Source organism: Streptomyces sp. NPDC052299, from assembly GCF_040679335.1.
Classification (GTDB): domain Bacteria; phylum Actinomycetota; class Actinomycetes; order Streptomycetales; family Streptomycetaceae; genus Streptomyces.
Genome location: NZ_JBFAUP010000034.1, coordinates 22460 through 38964, shown reverse-complemented (window position 1 = coordinate 38964; position 16505 = coordinate 22460). Strand labels below are relative to the sequence as shown.

The window sequence follows — 16505 nt, the reverse complement described above, 5'->3', positions numbered from 1 at the left end:
TCGCCGCCAGAACGGCCTCGATCCCCTCCGGTCTCCCCATACCAGACCAACGAGCCCCACAGCCGGAAGCCACGACTTGTTTCCCGGCAAGCCCTAAGCCTGATCCACACGGCGAGGACCACACATGCAGCCAGACAGCCTGATGCCGTGATCAGTAATGCCATGTCGGAGGCTGTTTCCGAGCCCACGCCGCGGTCGTGGTCGGTGATGGACCCGGCCAGCCCGACCCCGAGACCGGCGGCTACCGTGATGACCGTCTTAGTGACTCCCGACGCCTCCCCGGCCCGCTCCGGCCGGATCACCGCCTGGGTGGCGATGAGCGTCAGGGAATTGGCCACTCCCAGGACCGCGCCCCCCAAGGTGGCCACAACTACGTACATGGTGAGGGAGGAAGTCTGGGTGAGGCACGCCAGCACCCAGGCTCCCCCGCACAGGCAGCCCGCCATCAGCCGTAGCGCGGCCCGCGGCCGCACCCGCCCGGCCAGCGGCCCGGCGAGCGCCATGGCCAGTGCGGGGGCGAGGAACGCGGTACCCGCAAGGACGACCGAGAGGTCCCACTGGCCCTGGAGCGTCAGGGGTACGACGAACAGGAACATCACGGTGGTGGTGTTGGCCGCGGCACCGGCCAGGGTGAGCGCCACGTACGGGCCGTTGCGGAACAGGCTGAGCTCCACCAGTGGATGGGTTGCTGTCCTCTCACGCTGTACGAACAGGATCAGCAGGGCTGCCGCGACGGCCGCGCCCGCCATCGCGGCGGGCCAGGGCCAGCGCGGTCCGCGGTCGATGACGACGCAGAGTGCGGCGAGTGCGGCCGTGGCACAGACCAGGCCGCTCCAGTCGACGCTGCGGGGCGCATTGGTGTCGTAGCTCTCGGCGGTGTGTGAGGCACAGACCACGCCGAGTACGGCGAGCGGGACGTTGAGCCAGAACACGGCACGCCAGGACACCGACTCTGTCAGGGCGCCGCCGATGAACGGACCGCAAGCGGCGGCGATCCCGCCGATACCAAGGGCCCAACCCGTGGCACGGCCCCGCAGCTCGGCCGGGTACACGTTGGTCAGCAGGGATAGCCCCACCGGCATGATCATCGCGGCCCCGGCGCCTTGGACCACCCTGGCCCCGACAAGGACGGGCAGGGTCGGGGCGAGCGCGCAGACCAGCGAGGCCGCGCCGAACACGGCAAGGCCCGCAGCCAGGAGTCGCCGCCGGCCGAACAGGTCGCCGAGCCGACCCGCCCCCAGCATCAGCATGCCGGTAGACAGCAGGTATGCGCTGATCACCCACTGGAGACTGTCTCTGCCCGCGTGCAGGTCGCGGGCGATCTGGGGCAGGGCGAGGTTCAGGCCGAACGAGTCGAGCTGGATGCAGAACACACCCACGGACATGGCGAGGAGTGCCCATCGCCGGGTAGCGAAGGCCGGCGTCCCCGCGCCGCCGACACCGTCCCTCAAGGTCACGCCCTTGCTCATGATTGGCCACTTCTTCTCATGGTCAGCCCCCTCTGGGGTGGTTCCTGCTGTCCCCGCACGGCTGTGCGGGAGCACGAGACGCCAATGGTGGGGGAGAGTTCGCAGCAGAAGATGCCTCCTGGGCACGGAGCGCCGCTGCGGGAGAGGAGGAGGGGTGAAGAAGTGGGGGCCGGGATGGAAAAGCCGCCCCACGGGAAGTCCGATAGGCCACGTCGGCGGAACTGCTGCGTGGATGACGCGCAAGGTCCGGGCCTCGACGGGCGGTCGGGGTGAAGTCACCGTAACCGCTTCCGGGCCACTTGCCAACCCGTCTCCGCGCGGACCCGAGGGCGAAGGAGCTCGGTAGATAACCGAAATCCACTCTGAAGTTGTGGTTTATTGCGTTTCATCAGGCTGCGAGAAGGCATTCAGCCATCGTGGACAATGCTGCTGGTTGTGACCGTGCGGTCACGTTGGGAGGGCTCTCCTCCCCCCCGACCGCTAGCGTCGCGGTCCGAACCTCCGGACCGTGAACTCCCAGTTGAAGCACCCCGTTGCTCATCCTTCAGACCGAGAGACTTCGCGTCGCGGCCGCGCCGGCCGTGCGTCGCGCGCGACCGAGCAGTCACCATCCGCGCGCCTGGCCAGGCTCATGGCGCCCTCCGCTCGCGCGGAGAGCACGCCCACGGCCACCAGTGGCGGCCCGGCAAGCACGGATCACCTCCGCTCGCGCGGAGAGCACCTGGCTGACCGCGGTCAACCTGAGTTCCGGCCGGTGAGTCCCCCGGACGGCACTCACCAGTGCGGGTCAGGGCATGTCACCTACGCCAGAGTCAAGCATCGGCAGAGACGACGCTGCTGTGTGGCTCGCTCGCGACGATGAGCACACCTTCCTCGCCGCCGGCCGGTCTGGAGGCTTGCCGGATCCACGCCTCCCACTCGTCCGGCCAAATGGTGCCGGCATCCCAGCGGACGCCCTTGAGCGGGATGTCGTCCAAGTTGGCCCGGCTGAGGTCCTCCCCCACGAAGTCGCTGCTGGCCCTCTCCACCGCGGCCACCACCAGCCGGAGAGTCTGGGCCTTGCCCTGTGCCTGCTCCAGGTCCTCGGCTAGGTCCTGCACGACCATGTCCGCGCCCAGCAAAGACTCGGCGTCCGGCTCTGAGCCGGACGCCGAAGCGCGAGGTCGCCCTCCCCTCTGCGTTGCACGGCACTGACCGACCGGTTCACCGCTCACGGCCAGCCCACGAGTCCTCTCCGCGCGCGCGGAGAGCTCTCGGGCGCGTACGCGAGAAACACGGACTTCGACGGCTCACCTCCGCTCACGCGGAGGAGACGATCGTGTTCTGTGCGATGTCGCCGGTGTGGGTCGGCTCACCTCCTCTCGTGCGGAGAGCACCGCTTCGCCTTGTCCACGATCTTGATGAGCAACGGCTCACCTCCGCTCGCGCGGAGAGCACTACGTCTCCCGTGACACCACGATGCAGACCGCCGGCTCACCTCCGCTCGCGCGGAGAGCACACAGAACCCTGAGCCTCAGCCGGCCAAGAGACCGGCTCACCTTCGCTCGCGCGGAGAGCACAACCCTCCGCCGCCGATCCCGGCCTGGCTGAGCGGCTCACCTCCGCTCGCGCGGAGAGCACCTCGGGGGCGGTCACTTCTTGCCCTCCTTGTCCGGCTCACCTCCGCTCGCGCGGAGAGCACTGCTCGACGACCGAATGCGCCGATCCCAGCACCGGCTCACCTCCGCTCGCGCGGAGAGCACGACGCCTCCGTGGGCGAGAGCTTGCGGCGGATCGGCTCACCTCCGCTCGCGCGGAGAGCACCCTGTCTTGCCCGAGGACGGGGACGGGGCCGACGGCTCACCTCCGCTCGCGCGGAGAGCACCCGCCGGCCGCCTGGTGGACGGTGGGGGAGGGCGGCTCACCTCCGCTCGCGCGGAGAGCACTCGAACTGGCGCCGGTTCACGGCCACGGAGAACGGCTCACCTCCGCTCGCGCGGAGAGCACCCTCTGCCACCTGGCCCTACGGAAGCCCTTTGCAGTTCCTTTGCAAGGAATCACGGCGCATCAAGCTCTCTCCCGTAGACATCGCGCAGCGAGTGTATGGCCCATCCCTCACGACGCCTCCAGTTCGGTGGATTTGGGGCCTCTGTCAGTAGAGGGTGCTATCTCTGTGCTCGTGGAAAAGACCGATACGGCAGGTGCCCTGGAAGGCTGTCTTCTGGATGCGCGGATGTGGGGGAAGGAGCACGGGCTGACTCGACCGTACCCAGTGATCTGTCATCTTCTCGATACAGGTGCCGTGCTCAGAGAGCTCTGGGACGTCGTCCTGAGCCAGGAGACCCGGGAGGCGGTGGCAAGCGCGCTTGGGCTGAGTCTGTCGGAGGCACGCGCGGTGGTTTCCTTCTGGGCCGCGTTGCACGACATCGGCAAGATCACTCCCCCGTTCCAGGCGCAGGTTCCCAATTGCTGGGAACTCTTGCGCGACGACCCCGCCTACGTAAGCGCGCCCGGCGCGGAGCACGAGAAGCAGTTCCGTCACGAGATCGCTTCCCATTGATCCCTGTTCCAGTTGCTCGAAGAGGCCGGCTATCCGGATGACAGGCGACTGATACACCGAGCAGTGAGTCACCAAGTCGCACAGCTCCTGGGCGGGCACCATGGTTCGTTCGGAGCGGTGCTGAAGTCCAAGGAGGTGGCGCAGGCCAGTGCTTACAACGCTGGTCTGGGCGGGGCTGGGTGGGCGGATCAGCGGCAGGCGCACTTCGCGGAAGTGCGGCGGGTCGTGCTGTCCCCAAGGAGTGGGGCACACATCCTTCACTGCGCGGGCTCGTCTTGCTGCGGATGACTCCCACCGACGGCATATGGAGCTGCCGGTACGGGCGTTCGAGCCTCTCGATTTCCGAGGTCGGTCTTGAAATCGACTGATCTTCAGGCTTCAATCGCTTCTTCAACATGCTTCGACTACCGTTTCAGGTGAGGCGTTCCGCGCTCCGGGCAGGCGGCACCAAGACGGTCTGTGGCTGCTTCGGCCTGCTGCGCCGTGCGCGGCCAGGTCGACTGCTCGGCTCCTCCCCACTGTCTGAACGACGACAGGACGTCTCCATGCCGACGGGCAGCTGCAACCTGATCGACCAGCAGTGCATCCCCGTACGCCGGACACCCGAGAACCCACCGGCGGACACGGCCGCCGCGCTCCCCGACCGGGTCCGCTTCCGTGAACTCCTGCTGTGAAGCCAGGACATCGAGACCCACGCCATCGCCGACCTCCCCGCGCACGCGGCCCTGTTGCGGCTCCTGCACGCGATCACCGCGGCCCATTACGGCCTCGCCGTCCTCGCCCACCCCGCCGACAACGATCAAGGCTTCCAACTACGCACAGCAGGAACCCGCCGCCGAGAACCCACCGACTCTGAGGGTCTCACCCTCACCGCCTGCAAACGCGAAAGTCAAGAAACAGCAATGCCCTTCTAACGGGCCAGGTCAAAGAGGGTCCTCTCCGCGCGAGCGGAGGTGAGCCGCCATGACCGAGCCGGTACCCGGGACACCACGCGTCCTCTCCGCGCGAGCGGAGGTGAGCCGCCCCTCGGCTGGTGGTGGACTCTGTTCCTGGCGTCCTCTCCGCGCGAGCGGAGGTGAGCCGCCTGGAGCCGCCCCTGCCGTGGTGGCGGTGGCGGAAACCCACGCCGAGACCGGTGTCCGGTGTACCGTTCGCCAGTCCCTTGGGTCACGTATCCACCCGGTCACGGGCGTCGTCGCCGAGTGCCACGCTTGCGAGTACTTGATGGGCGAGGCGACGAACCGCGACCCGTTGGAGAACGAGGACCTGGCGTGGGTGCCGATCAGTGCCCTGTCGAAGTTCATCCCAACCGAGACCATGTACCCGTCGATCGTGAGCGCCCTGGAGGCCGCGTGACCGAGCAGAGCACCACTGAGCAGCAGGGCGTTGCCACGGCGATCGTCGTGGACGGTGGGCGGGTGTTGATGATTCGCCGCCGGGAGCGGGAGGGGAAGCTGCTGTGGGCGTTCCCCGAGGCGGGATCGAGGCCGGGGGGCGCCGGAGCAGGCTGCGGTCCGGGAGACCGTCGAGGAAGTCCTGCTGGACGTCATGGCCGACCGTGTGCTGGGCGAGCGGGTCCACCCGAACACTGGCCGGCACATAACCTACGTGGCGTGCGAGCCGATCTCCGGCACTGCGGGCATCGGTGACGCGGAGGAGATCGCCGAGGTCGTCTGGGTCGCGCGCGGCCAGAACGCCGAGTACGTGCCATACGGCCTGTTCGGGCCGGTGCAGGAGTACCTGGACTGGGCGCTCCCCCGCTGACCGCAAGAAGCATGGAGGGTCCCTCGCCACTTAGCGGAGGGCCCTACATGTGTGAGCTGGGGATTTGATCCGGTCACTTTGACCAAGACGCCAGGCAAGACTCCGCCGCACTGGAGCGCTGAGGGCCGATAGCTGTAGTGCGAGGCCAGCCGAGCTGTCGCCTTCTTGGGTACTGCTTCGCGGGTATCGCTAGAGAATCGCGGCCATGACCTGCTGGCCCTTTGCCGAATCTCGCGCACGGTACGGGCCCTCGCCCTGACCAAGGGCTAGGTTTCGGTGCGCGCTGACTAGGAGCTGTCCGGCCGATCATTGGTGTGTGCAGCCAGCGGAGGTTGTCTGCGCGGTCCCATAGCCTGCACCCATGACCACCCCGGAGTACATTTCGACGATTGACTCGCTGGCCGTGCAGCCGTTCCCGGAGGTGACCTATGTTGACGCCTCCGGGGAAGGTGGACCAGAGCATCATGTGCGCGTACTGCAGGTCAGTCGGGATTTCTGGGATGACGACGACGGGCAGGTCTGGGTTGAGGCCGATGCCGAACTGCGGGCTCGCCTCGACGACCTGGCGGCACGCCTGACGGATCGGTGGGGCAGTGCGTTTGTCGTGGACCTCGGACCGTATCTCAGCGCCAGCTGCGAGGGAGAGTCGGTGCCCGAGCCGCTCGACTACCTCAGCCAACAGGCCGTGAGCATGCAGGTGTGGCCGCTCCCCGACAACGATCGTTGGCTCGCGCTGGCGCTCGGCCAGGCCGACAAGGAGCTGCCTCTCATCCTTTTTGCCGCGGTCGGCCGGGCGCCCGCACTCGACTTGAACGCGGGTGGCCGGTCATGAGCGGAGCCACACGACGACAGCCGCAGCTGAGACAGTGCCGAGGAACACGTAGCCTCGCTTGTCATACCGCGTAGCCACCGCACGGAAGTTTTTGAGCCTGTTCACGGCCCGTTCGACGGTGTTGCGCTTCTTGTACCGCTCCTCGTCGAACCCCGGTGGCCGTCCGCCTCGTGATCCCTTGCGCAGGCGGGCGGACTGGCTGTCGGCCTTCTCCGCAATCGTGTGCCGGATGCCGCGCCGCCGCAGGTATTGACGGCAAGGACCGTTGCTGTAGGCCTTGTCTGCTGCGACGCTGTCCGGCTTCTTGCGGGGCCGGCCCTCCCCGGGCCGGGGAACCCGGATCTTCTCCAGCACCGGCGCGAACTGGGTGCAGTCGGCCCGCTGCCCCGGTGTGACGATCAGGGACAGCGGCCGACAGCGACCGTCCGCGCTCAAATGAATCTTGCTCGTGAAGCCGCCGCGCGAACGCCCCAGGCCTTCGCCTCCTGCACCACCTCCACCAGCCGGTCGACGAGGTTCCGCCACGCCGTTTCGTCCTGGTGTTCCAGAGGCTCGCCCCCCTTTTGGTCGGCGAGGGCCGGCGGGGGGTCGGTGCGGGCGCCGGCCGCGTGCTGGTGCGCGCGAACGATGGTCGAGTCCACCGAGATGTCCCAGTCGATCTCGCCAGCCGCATCGGCCGCCGCTTGGACCTGGTGCAGCAGAAGTTCCCAGGTGCCGTCGGCCGACCAGAGCCGGTGGCGCTCGTAGACCGTCTTCCACGGCCCGAACCGCTCCGGCAGATCTCGCCAGTGAACCCCGGTCCGAACCCGGTGCAGAATCCCGTCGATCACTTGCCGGTGATCACGCCACCGCCCGCATCGACCGTTGCTCACGGGCAGGAACGGTCGCAGCCGTTCCCACTCCGCATCAGACAGATCACCACGTTCACCCCGCCCCATACACAGGACAACGATCCGACCAGGAGACAGTCACATGATCGGGCGGACAGCTCCTAGTTCCGCTCTGACCGCCAGGCCGTTCGCGCCATCCGTCACGGGTTCCTCGCCCGGCATCTTTCGGACAAAGGCGCGTCATCGGCAGAGACGAGTGGCCGTACCACCCGAAGCTACCAATAAGGACGATCAACGCATTATGCCCACCGGATGCTTTCCAAGTTTGCACCGCAGCCGCGTAGCGCCCGCCCATGTCAACTAAGTCGACACGCGACGGATGCCGGATTCCGACTCTGTCGTAGAGCAGGCCATCCGACGTGTCCTAGCGTTCATTCTCCGCCGGTTCATCAGCTGGCGCAGCGCTCCGGGCCCCCGGAACCCGAAAAGGCCCAGGCGCAGTGCAGGCGCCTGGGCCGCGACTGGCGGCATCACCCGCTGGCCGTCAACCATCTCCGTTGCAGAAGAGGTTTTCTCATGAGCGTAGCCGACTGGGCTGCGTATTCTCACCCGACTCCCTGCCCGCCGTGGTGCAAGGACCGCCTGGATCCGCTCGGTCATGCCTTTGGTCCGACGTCCACGGCTCACTGGTCGCCGCAGGTTCAGCTGCTGTCGCCTCTGGACTCTGTGGCTCCTGTTCTAATGCGCGCCCAGCTGTACCGCGGGGATGAGGGGTCAGCCTTAAGTGAGCCGGTGTTGTACCTCCAGGGCGAGACGGATGTCGCTCTGTCACGTGCTGGGGCAGATGTCGCCATCGCCAGGCTGCTGGAGTTCACAGCCGAGTGCCGGGTGCTGCGCAGACAGATGGGCTGAGCCGTTAGCAGTTCCTCTTGGCCGGGTGGCAATCGCTGCCCGGCCTCTCGCCTGGCTACCGGCGGCCTGCTCCGGGTGGTGGGGGCGGGGTGTTCCACGGCGCTGGTTCGGTGTGGTTCCCCACGCCGTCCATGTTAAGGGCGCTGGACCCTGCCACGGAGAAGCGGGTGCACTGCCGGATCATCTGCGTCCGAAGGTTGTCCATCGCCGCGGTCATTGCTGCCCATTCGGCCGAGTCGAGGCCGTGTTCGTGCGCAGTGAGTGCGGCGTCCGCTACACGGTAAGGAAGTCGGCATAGCTCCACGGCTTCCTCGGTGACGGACTGGGGCCCGTCGAGCATCACGGTGTCTCTTGCTGCCTCTATTGCGCTGGCCGCATCGGACAGTTCGATGCCGTACTCCTCGCTCCTGCCTGCCAGCTTCGCCGCGCGGTGCTGGTCTTCCCTGGTGAGACGGTTGAGGACGGCCACGGCTTGAACGAAGGCCAAGTAGGTCGCGCGTCGGTGTTCGCGGCGCTGATTGATGTGGTCAACGTAAAGCTGCGTCCGTGCCTGCTGGCTCAGCTGCTCCAGTTCCTGCTGCTTCGTCTTCGTGGTGCTCCGCGCGCTCAAGGTGCTCTGCAACAGAGTGAGGAGACTTCCGGCGCAGGTTCCCCCTACCCCGACGATCGCGGTGATGATCGCAGTTCTCAACGCTTCCCCCGGGGTGTGGCAGCTCACTTCTTCGATGCGATTGTTCCACCCTTACCCTGCGCGTCCCTCACCGCGTTCTTCAGGCATGGACTTCTCTTCACCGCCGAATGCCCTGTACCCGTCCGACCCGCGCCTCCCCTTGCTGACGTTGCCTGAGGCCCGGGATGCGGTCCGTCTACTGATGCTGCTGGCGGATGACAGCGAGGTCGGGCGGGAGGCGCGGGACCTGGCCGCGGAGGTTGGGGCGCGGCTGCCAGCCGAGTAGGTGGCTGCCAACCTGACTGCCGCCGCTCTAGCGTTCGAACCTGTGGGTACGGGTAGTCAAAAGGGGGCCCCGTGCGGGTGACTTCTCGCCGGGGTGGCTGCATCGTTGTCAGTGCGCCCTGATTGACTATGGGCATCGAACCCGGGGAGCGAGTTATGCCGACTGTGATCCATCGGACGCGCAGTGAGCTTGAGGCTCAGCGCGCGCAGTTGCTGGCGAGCGTGAACATGACCTACGAACAGCTCGCCGAACGCGCCGCCATGTACAGCCTGAGCATGGATGAGCTGGACGTTTGGCACACGATCGAAGGTATCGACTACCTTCTCGATGGTGACTGCTGACGAGGCTAAGGCCCTTGATGCGCTGGCGGCGGGTTTCGCCGACCAAATGACTGCCCTGACGCGGGGGGTCCTCGGTGAGGACACCCCGCGTTTCCATGCGATCAACATGGGTTCCAAGGTCCAGGTCTCACCGATAGCTGAGAACAAGGTCGTTCAGCGCATCCCGATCCGCATCGATGGCGAGGAGCGTCTGAGTCTGGGCGTTCGGTACTTCTGCTGCTGGGATGGCGCCAGTACGTTCATGGCGACGGATCTTGCCGACGTGCACGTGTTCTACGCGGGCATCACCGACCCCTTGGTGCGGTTCGAGTACGTGCGGAGCAGCAACGAGCCGCCCGGTGCCCACTTGCACGTCCATGCTCACCGGGACGAGATGGCGTACTTGCTGCGCCTGGCGGACAAGGGCCGGCCAAAGCAGGGACTCAAGCGAAATCGGCTGCCGCGGCTTGCCGAGATGCACCTCCCCGTTGGAGGTCACAGGATGCGGCCGTCCCTGGAGGACGTGCTTCTTTTCCTGAAGCGAGAGTTCGCGATCGACACGGCTCCTGGATGGGAGGCTGTGATCGACGAGCATCTGCGGAAGTGGCGGCTCATGCAGCTGAAGGCGGCGGTGAGGGACGCTCCCGACTCTGCCGCCCGGGTGCTGCGAGCGCTGGGATACACGGTTGTCGAGCCGTCGGTCCCTGGAGCCCGACAAGCACCGGAAGAGATCAAGCTCTTCTGGCCGTAGCACCTTCTCCGCGTGAGCGAAGGTGAGCCGCCGTACCTCGCCCTCACCGCGTCGACCTCGTTGTCCTCTCCGCGCCAGCGGAGGTGAGCCGTCTTGGCGAGCTGGAAAACGGCCCACGTCGTGGTCCTCTCCGCGCGAGCGGAGGTGAGCCGAGTCCGAGGTACTGGGCTCGGGCGTCGTAGATGTCCTCTCCGCGCGAGCGGAAGTGAGCCGAGGTACTACGGGCTCTCCCCTCTCCCCGTGTGGTCCTCTCCGCGCGAGCGGAGGTGAGCCGACCGCGAACCGGATCATGCGGGAGGTTGCGGAGTCCTCTCCGCGCGAGCGGAGGTGAGCCGCCGGCGGATCTCCGCTACGCGTTCCTTTTTGAGTCCTCTCCGCGCGAGCGGAGGTGAGCCGCTGAACGGCATGTACCAGGCGCCCGTGACGGGGTCCTCTCCGCGCGAGCGGAGGCGAGCCGGAGGAGCCCGACTGCTACGCCTGCAACGACCGGTCCTCTCCGCGCGAGCGGAGGTGAGCCGCCGTGCCTCCGCATCCCGTGCCCTGACCCGGTGTCCTCTCCGCGCGAGCGGAGGTGAACCGCCGAGATCGACCCGGCGACCTCCATCCACGGCGTCCTCTCCGCGCGAGCGGGGGTGAACCGCTGGTCCGCCACCGCCTGGGCGGCCGGCTCACCTCCGCTCGTGCGGAGAAGACGGCGAAGACTACCGCGAGGAAGCCCGACAGATCGGCTCACCTCCGCTCGCGCAGAGAGCACGTCTGCGGCTGCTCGTTGCCCCGCTCCGTGACCGGCTCACCTCCACTCGCACGGAGAGCACCCTTTCGCGCGGCTCAACGTGTTGGCTAAGTACGGCTCATCTCCGCGCGAGCGGAGTTTGACCGGAGGTAGTCGCGCAGATAACTGACGCCAAGCGGTACACGGACTTAGCACGCGAACAAGGACGCCACCTTCCCTGGCGCTAACCTGGCGGGCGACTTATGGCCACTCCCCTGCCCGAATGGCCATTGAGGCACTAAATATTTCCCTACCGGGCAGGAGTACTGCGGCTAGAAACCCGGAACTACTTGGGTCGGCAGGTGGTTCAATTCATCGAGCGGGAGCAATGCTGAGAAGTCCGCATCCGTATGCCTTGCCGCGTCCGATGCCGGTAGCGAGCGTATCGCGAAGCAGTTCGGCATCGAGGACTCGGGCCGTGCCGTCGAATTGTGTGCGGGCGTGCTGAATTCTCTGTTTTGCAACAGGGCCCTTGGCGCTCTGCTGGCCTCGTACAGTCGCGAGCGGGTGGGCGGTGATGTGCAACGGCTCCAGCCCGCCTGCGTCGGCCTGGCGTCCCCACCATTCAATAGCGGCGTTGCCGCTCAAGGCCACAACCGGTGGGAGCTTATAGGCTTCCCGAGAGGCGGCACCAGGCTTCCGCACGGGGCTGGCTACGCAGCGGTAGTTGACGACCATTCCCTTGTGCAGGTTCGACAACAAGGCGTCGAGGGATCGCGTTTCGACGGCGCCGTAAGCGTCTGGCAGGCGCGAGGAGTCAGGTTCTATATGGCTCTGCAGCAGGATCTGCGGTCCACGTGGAGTTTCCTCTGCACGGAACAGAACCCCGAATGCGGCCCGAGCCGGGCCTTCGACTCCGTCGGGAAACATCTGCAGCATGCGTTGGTGCAGCCGGATGCCCTGGTCGCTGCCACTGAGGTCCCTTCGGGCCTCGCGCGAGCTGGGCGAGGGAACGATGCGGGTCAGCCACAAAGTCACCGGGCGCTCCTCTCCGGTTCAACGAAATGGGTGTCGATATAGGTTTGTAGCTTTTCCAGGTAGGCGGTGCCGAAGCCTTCGTACGTGGCGTCCGGCAGGTGTACGGCTCGCCGGTACAGCGGCCTGGGCCGGTACTCTCGCGCCAGTGGTGCGAACGACAGCGGCTCGTCGGTGACTTCGCCGCTGTGGTGATCGCCGTCGCCCCTGTCGGGGGCGGCGGAGTCCACAGGGAGTTCCCCGAGCGGCTTGTCGCTGTAGAAGTCGGTGGCCTGTGGGCCGCGGCGCGGCCTCTTGGTTGCCAGCGGGAGCCGTACCAGGTGATGCAGTGGATCTTCTACGGTTCCCAGCAGGATGGGGCCCTCCGGCGGGCAGGACCGGCGGCCGAGGAACAGGGGCCAGTGCGGGTCACGGAGGGCATCGGCGCACACATGGAGCAGTTCCGCGTCGTCGGAGGTGAGCGCGAGGGTGAAAGCTGCATCAGCCAGGTACTGACGCTTGGAGACCAGAGTGCCCTTTTCTTCGGCCCTGCGTTTCCCGTCTACGGTGATCACTTTTTCATCGGCGGGTAGCCCACCGCCTACGGTGTGGAAGTCGGAAAGGACAACGCCGGGGCGGTCGACCCGTACTGTCATGGACAGTGTCGTGAGGTCGTCCAGGGGTGTTCCGCGGTCCCGCCCGAGAGCTGCGGCCAGCATGCCCACGACGCCGGACCGTGTGGGGAATCTGGCGGTGTCACGCGACAGGTATTTGCTGTGGGTGCCCCAGGACTGCAGTGGGCCGGCCAGGCGCAGCAACAGCCCAGGGGCGTGTTCCTCGGTCACTGCGGGGCCTCGGCGAGCGCCACGTCGACGGCGGCGGTGACGAGAGCTTCGAAGGACGGGTGACGTTCTCCGAGGTGCTCCAGCTTGTCGAAGTGGAGAGAGGCGTGTGCCGCGTGCAGGACGCGGCTGGGCCCGAGGAGGGTGTTTGCGGCCTTGGAGTAGGCGTCGATGCCTTCGACAGAGCGTGCGACGTAGCCGCCGTGTTGGGCGGACTGTACGGGCTCCTCGAAGGCTGCGGCGAAGGACAGGGGCCGGTCGGAGCGGACTGCCACGTGGACCAGGTGTGGGAGCGAGTGTGGAGCGGTGGAGTTCTTCTTGGCCTGCGGAAGTGACTCGATGAAGGAAAGCAGGAACTGGCCGGCGAGTTCGCGGGCGGCGTTGACGGCGAGGTCGTTGTCGTCGCTCAGGTTCTTGGTGAGTTCCTGTAGGTCGACTGTGGCGAACCGGTACAAGGTTCCGGTGCTGAATTCGGCGGTGCCCATGTGGCCGCTGCCGGTTTCATCGCCTTTTGTCGCGGTGACATCGTCGACGGCTGCGAAGTAGTCGAGTTCGACCTCAGTGGTGTGCGTGGTGAAGGCGTGTGCGACCTGGACGGCGCCGTCGACACCGGCATGGTCGACCTCGGCGAGCATGCGGCCGAAGAGGTTGATGACGCCGTTCCTCTTGAGGAGGATCTTGTCGATCTTCCCTTTCAGGGCGCTCTCGGGCTTCGACTTTCCCTTGCCGGTGAAGTCGGTCGTGAGCGCGTCCTTGTGGGTTTCGGCGATGTCGGCCAGTTCCTCGACGGCGTCTTCGGGGAGGTAGATGAGCGCGTTGGTCAGAACCTTGTTCGTGATGGGCTGCTTGTCCTTCCCCTTGGCCATCTCCCACTTGATGCTGCTCCCCGCCGCGACGTGCGCGCCCGCACGTTCGGCGAGCTTCGCGTCCCACCCCCGGCCGCGGAGTACTTCAGTGACTCGCTCGCCGATGCGGCGTGTACGCAGCGCGCTGTCACCGAGCGCTTCCTGGAAGTGCTCGCGGATGGCCCGCTTCCAGGACTGGCTGGAGATGCGGGTCCGCAGGGCGTCGCCGTAGAGCATGGTCTTGACGGAGTTGGTGTCGTCCCGGTTCAGGTTCGCGTAGGGAACAGGCTGAACGACGTGGATGTCGAGGAAGCGTGGCTTGAGGGCCATTGGGGGCTCCTGTGGGTGAGGGGTCAGTCCCGGTCGGCACGGGCCGTGATCCGGTAGAAGTCCTGCAGCCAGCGGCGGCTGATACGTCCCGACTGGTAGGGCCAGTTGACGAGGTCAGCCAGTAGCTGTCCCCAGTCGATCGGGGCACCGGTGGCACGCAATTGATTCACCGCAGCGGGCAGGTGCAGGTGGATCCCGCGGAGACTCTGGCGCGTCAGGAGGTTGATGCGGGCCTCTGCGGCGCTCATCCGCATGGAGGCGCCTTTCGCGATAACGGCTTGTCCCAGAGTGGCACCGAACGAGGGTCCGTACGGTGTGGCTTCCGACGGGGCGTTTTCCCCGTCCGGTTCGCCGTTCTCTTGAAGAGCCTGCTCGTCTTGTTCGGCGGCGGGGTCTTCGTCGTCTTCCTGGCTGGGTGCGAAGGCGTGTCGTGGCTGGGCTGCGATCAGTGAAGCCACGGTGTAATGGGCCTGGGCTGTTTGGTCATCGCACTCGTCCGGCAGGCGCGTCGTGAGCAGCCGGTGCATAGGGCGGGTGCGCGGGTGGTCCAGATCGCGGCGCAGCCCCGCGCGCAGCGCGGCACGGGCTCCGGGGTCCGCTCGGCACAGGCGTTCGATACTCAGGGCGAATGCGGCATACGAGGCGTGAGTCCTCTGGCGCTTTCGTGTTTCAAGGGCTTCGGGGGTCACTGCCTGTCCTCGGGTCGGTGGGCGACGGTCACGGCTTCTTGGCCGCCCTGTTCGTCTTCGGTTGCTCCATCGCCTTGAGCGGGTCTTTCAGGGCGGCGAGGATGATCGCCTTTGCACTGCTGACAGCCTTCGCGCCCCGTGGAGTGCGGGTCACGGAATCGGTCACCGTGTCGTACGCCTCGAGTGCGTGCCGGCCGAAGGCCCGGCATGCGGCCTCGAAATCGAAGCCGGGGTCCGTAGCGCCGTCAGATCGGGTCAACTGCCGGAACCTCGACCAGAACTCGTCCTCCGCCGAGGGCCAGTACCGTGCCGCGACTGCGCCCAGCCAGGCCCCGGGGTCGTTCTTCTTGTCATCCGTGTACTTCAGCCATGCTTCCTTCGTAGCCTGCTCCAGCCGGTGTCCGAAGAGCTCGCCGAGTTCGCGGAGATGGCGTACGGGCAGGTCGCTGCTCACCACGTCTTCCTCGACTCGGGAAAGAAGTACGGGGGTGGTGGAGTCGACGTATTGGTGGTTGGCCGCCTGGCTGGCGTCCTGCTCGAAGCCGAGCGCACGTACTCGCAGGTACTCGCTGACGTCGAAGGCGTGGTCCATCACCTTCGGCTGGATGGGGCTGGCGTCGTCCAGCTGCTTCAGCAGAAGGGCGTCGATGTCCCGCCATAGGGCACGGGAAGAACGTGCGAGCCGGGGGAAGGTCTCTCCGTCCTTGCCGATGTCCCAGATCAGGTAGTCGTCCTGCGGCCGGATCCGCTCGGCATCGTAGGCCCAGGTGATGTACGCATCGGCGGTGCGCTCGCCGTCCTCGGCGGCGACGAGATACAGGGCGTGCTGCGAGCAGGCGGTGAGCCGCGAGCAGGGGCCCTTTGGCGCTGGCATCGGCTTGAGCGGGTCCGGAAGATCCTCTCGCTCCCACGGGCACAGGTCCGTCTGCCGGCTGACGTCGCCGTCCGGCGGGGTCAGGCCGGCCAGCAGCGTCAGGAAGAGGTTGTCGCACTCCGGGTGATACGACAGAGCGGCCCGCAGTGGTGACGCCTTCGCGTAATGGTGGCTCACACGGCCGACTTTTCGCCTCGAGAGGGCCCCGGGGGCTCCCCAGTAGTGCCAGGTCAGCAGCGACAGTGCCGACTGCGAAAGGTGGGGAAGGACGAGCTCGGCATGGCTCCAGTGCCCGAACCAGGAGTGGTTGTTGCCCGCTGACCGGCTCATGACCAGCTTGTGGATCCCGGCAGTTTGGTTCCTGTCGCACTGGTCGGGGAGACGCGGGTCCTGGAGCCAGGGACGATCACGGTCGAACAGGTCGAAACGATGGGTCCACTGGTCGAAGTAGCCCGCGATGCCCGCCTTGCGGCCACCGGAGAGTTCGATGCTCTGCTCGAAGGATCCCTGTTCAAGGATCTTTTCCCGCCGATCGCCCCAGCTTCCGGGACCGGCCTCGTCCAGAGCGGCGATCCGGGCGGTCAGCGCGTACAGCAAGCGCAGCAGCGCCGAGTGAGCCGGAGCCTCCGCAACCAGCAGCGCGCGGATCTCTCCGGCACGCAGAAACAGAGTCCTCAGACCCACATACGGCGGACCCGACTTCCCCTCCAGCCATGCGACAGGGATCCATGGCTCATCGATCAGATTGGACGCAGGCGTGGTCACGCCCCTCCCCCCGTGGTCGGACATCCCCTAGATGCTAGACGGGCGTACGGGACAGAGTGCC

16 protein-coding genes, 1 pseudogene and 3 CRISPR repeat arrays are annotated in these 16505 nt (G+C 66.7%); of the genes and pseudogenes, 8 read left to right on the top strand and 9 right to left on the bottom strand.

Annotation, left to right across the window (positions count from 1 at the left end):
* Together AB0L33_RS33830 and AB0L33_RS33825 are read right to left on the bottom strand one after the other, a co-directional pair.
* Positions 1–1469, bottom strand: a 1469-nt coding sequence (locus AB0L33_RS33830) for an MFS transporter (RefSeq protein WP_365687443.1), incomplete at its 3' end; no start/stop codon positions are given.
* Positions 1470–2281: 812 nt separating this feature from the next.
* The gene (locus tag AB0L33_RS33825) at positions 2282–2575 is read right to left on the bottom strand and encodes a hypothetical protein (RefSeq protein ID WP_365687441.1); all 294 of its coding nucleotides are present in this window, start codon (positions 2573–2575) and stop codon (positions 2282–2284) included.
* A 179-nt stretch (positions 2576–2754) separates the two neighbouring features.
* Positions 2755–3455: a CRISPR direct-repeat array (repeat unit 29 nt; unit sequence CGGCTCACCTCCGCTCGCGCGGAGAGCAC).
* A 172-nt stretch (positions 3456–3627) separates the two neighbouring features.
* Here AB0L33_RS33825 and AB0L33_RS33820 point away from each other — a divergent pair.
* The 6 genes and pseudogenes from AB0L33_RS33820 to AB0L33_RS33795 all read left to right on the top strand — a co-directional run bounded on the left by AB0L33_RS33820 (position 3628) and on the right by AB0L33_RS33795 (position 6604).
* Complete coding sequence (locus tag AB0L33_RS33820) at positions 3628–4008, top strand: CRISPR-associated endonuclease Cas3'' (RefSeq protein ID WP_365687439.1); 381 nt, start codon at positions 3628–3630, stop codon at positions 4006–4008.
* A gap of 545 nt (positions 4009–4553) precedes the next feature.
* Positions 4554–4682 (top strand): hypothetical protein, encoded by a 129-nt coding sequence (locus tag AB0L33_RS33815; protein ID WP_365687437.1) that lies wholly within the window; start codon positions 4554–4556, stop codon positions 4680–4682.
* A gap of 54 nt (positions 4683–4736) precedes the next feature.
* On the top strand, positions 4737–4922 hold the full coding sequence (locus AB0L33_RS33810; RefSeq protein WP_365687435.1) for a type I-E CRISPR-associated endoribonuclease Cas2: 186 nt from the start codon (positions 4737–4739) through the stop codon (positions 4920–4922).
* Positions 4923–4938: 16 nt separating this feature from the next.
* Positions 4939–5093: a CRISPR direct-repeat array (repeat unit 31 nt; unit sequence GTCCTCTCCGCGCGAGCGGAGGTGAGCCGCC).
* A gap of 139 nt (positions 5094–5232) precedes the next feature.
* On the top strand, positions 5233–5364 hold the full coding sequence (locus AB0L33_RS33805; RefSeq protein ID WP_365687434.1) for a hypothetical protein: 132 nt from the start codon (positions 5233–5235) through the stop codon (positions 5362–5364).
* A pseudogene (locus AB0L33_RS33800) lies at positions 5361–5772 on the top strand (NUDIX hydrolase). Before AB0L33_RS33805 ends, AB0L33_RS33800 begins: the two are co-directional and overlap by 4 nt.
* Positions 5773–6133: 361 nt before the next feature.
* Complete coding sequence (locus AB0L33_RS33795; RefSeq protein WP_365687433.1) at positions 6134–6604, top strand: hypothetical protein; 471 nt, start codon at positions 6134–6136, stop codon at positions 6602–6604.
* On the opposite strand, the gene AB0L33_RS33790 is transcribed toward AB0L33_RS33795, so the two are convergent.
* A protein-coding gene (locus tag AB0L33_RS33790) for an IS5 family transposase (protein WP_365687431.1) occupies positions 6599–7542 on the bottom strand; the annotation gives its coding sequence in 2 pieces (ribosomal slippage) (positions 6599–7195 and positions 7198–7542; 942 coding nt in all). The genes AB0L33_RS33795 and AB0L33_RS33790 overlap by 6 nt on opposite strands.
* Before the next feature lie 859 nt (positions 7543–8401).
* Entirely contained in the window at positions 8402–9064 is a 663-nt protein-coding gene (locus AB0L33_RS33785) for a hypothetical protein (RefSeq protein WP_365687429.1), read from the bottom strand.
* 393 nt (positions 9065–9457) lie between these two features.
* On the opposite strand from AB0L33_RS33785, the gene AB0L33_RS33780 reads away from it, so the two are divergent.
* A complete protein-coding gene (locus tag AB0L33_RS33780) occupies positions 9458–9643 on the top strand; it encodes a hypothetical protein (RefSeq protein WP_365687427.1) in 186 nt (61 codons plus the stop codon).
* Complete coding sequence (locus AB0L33_RS33775) at positions 9633–10373, top strand: hypothetical protein (protein WP_365687425.1); 741 nt, start codon at positions 9633–9635, stop codon at positions 10371–10373. The genes AB0L33_RS33780 and AB0L33_RS33775 overlap by 11 nt, the downstream gene beginning before the upstream one ends.
* A gap of 1 nt (position 10374) precedes the next feature.
* Positions 10375–11013: a CRISPR direct-repeat array (repeat unit 29 nt; unit sequence GTCCTCTCCGCGCGAGCGGAGGTGAGCCG).
* Between the two features lie 444 nt (positions 11014–11457).
* Here AB0L33_RS33775 and cas6e read toward each other — a convergent pair.
* Genes cas6e through casA form a run of 5 tightly spaced genes read right to left on the bottom strand, consistent with a single transcriptional unit; the run spans position 11458 to position 16444 of the window.
* A complete protein-coding gene (cas6e, locus tag AB0L33_RS33770) occupies positions 11458–12123 on the bottom strand; it encodes a type I-E CRISPR-associated protein Cas6/Cse3/CasE (RefSeq protein WP_365687424.1) in 666 nt (221 codons plus the stop codon).
* Complete coding sequence (cas5e, locus tag AB0L33_RS33765) at positions 12120–12944, bottom strand: type I-E CRISPR-associated protein Cas5/CasD (RefSeq protein ID WP_365687423.1); 825 nt, start codon at positions 12942–12944, stop codon at positions 12120–12122. Before cas5e ends, cas6e begins: the two co-directional genes overlap by 4 nt.
* Entirely contained in the window at positions 12941–14116 is a 1176-nt protein-coding gene (gene cas7e, locus AB0L33_RS33760; protein ID WP_365687422.1) for a type I-E CRISPR-associated protein Cas7/Cse4/CasC, read from the bottom strand. The genes cas5e and cas7e overlap by 4 nt, the downstream gene beginning before the upstream one ends.
* Positions 14117–14139: 23 nt before the next feature.
* On the bottom strand, positions 14140–14805 hold the full coding sequence (gene casB / locus AB0L33_RS33755; RefSeq protein WP_365687420.1) for a type I-E CRISPR-associated protein Cse2/CasB: 666 nt from the start codon (positions 14803–14805) through the stop codon (positions 14140–14142).
* Positions 14806–14833: 28 nt separating this feature from the next.
* Entirely contained in the window at positions 14834–16444 is a 1611-nt protein-coding gene (gene casA, locus AB0L33_RS33750; protein ID WP_365687418.1) for a type I-E CRISPR-associated protein Cse1/CasA, read from the bottom strand.
* Positions 16445–16505 lie beyond the last annotated feature (61 nt).

Coding starts and splice junctions, on each gene's coding strand:
- AB0L33_RS33825 (WP_365687441.1), bottom strand. CDS start 2,575: ATGGTCGTGCAGGACCTAGCCGAGGACCTGGAGCAGGCACAGGGCAAG.
- AB0L33_RS33815 (WP_365687437.1), top strand. CDS start 4,554: ATGCCGACGGGCAGCTGCAACCTGATCGACCAGCAGTGCATCCCCGTA.
- AB0L33_RS33805 (WP_365687434.1), top strand. CDS start 5,233: ATGGGCGAGGCGACGAACCGCGACCCGTTGGAGAACGAGGACCTGGCG.
- AB0L33_RS33795 (WP_365687433.1), top strand. CDS start 6,134: ATGACCACCCCGGAGTACATTTCGACGATTGACTCGCTGGCCGTGCAG.
- AB0L33_RS33780 (WP_365687427.1), top strand. CDS start 9,458: ATGCCGACTGTGATCCATCGGACGCGCAGTGAGCTTGAGGCTCAGCGC.
- cas7e (WP_365687422.1), bottom strand. CDS start 14,116: ATGGCCCTCAAGCCACGCTTCCTCGACATCCACGTCGTTCAGCCTGTT.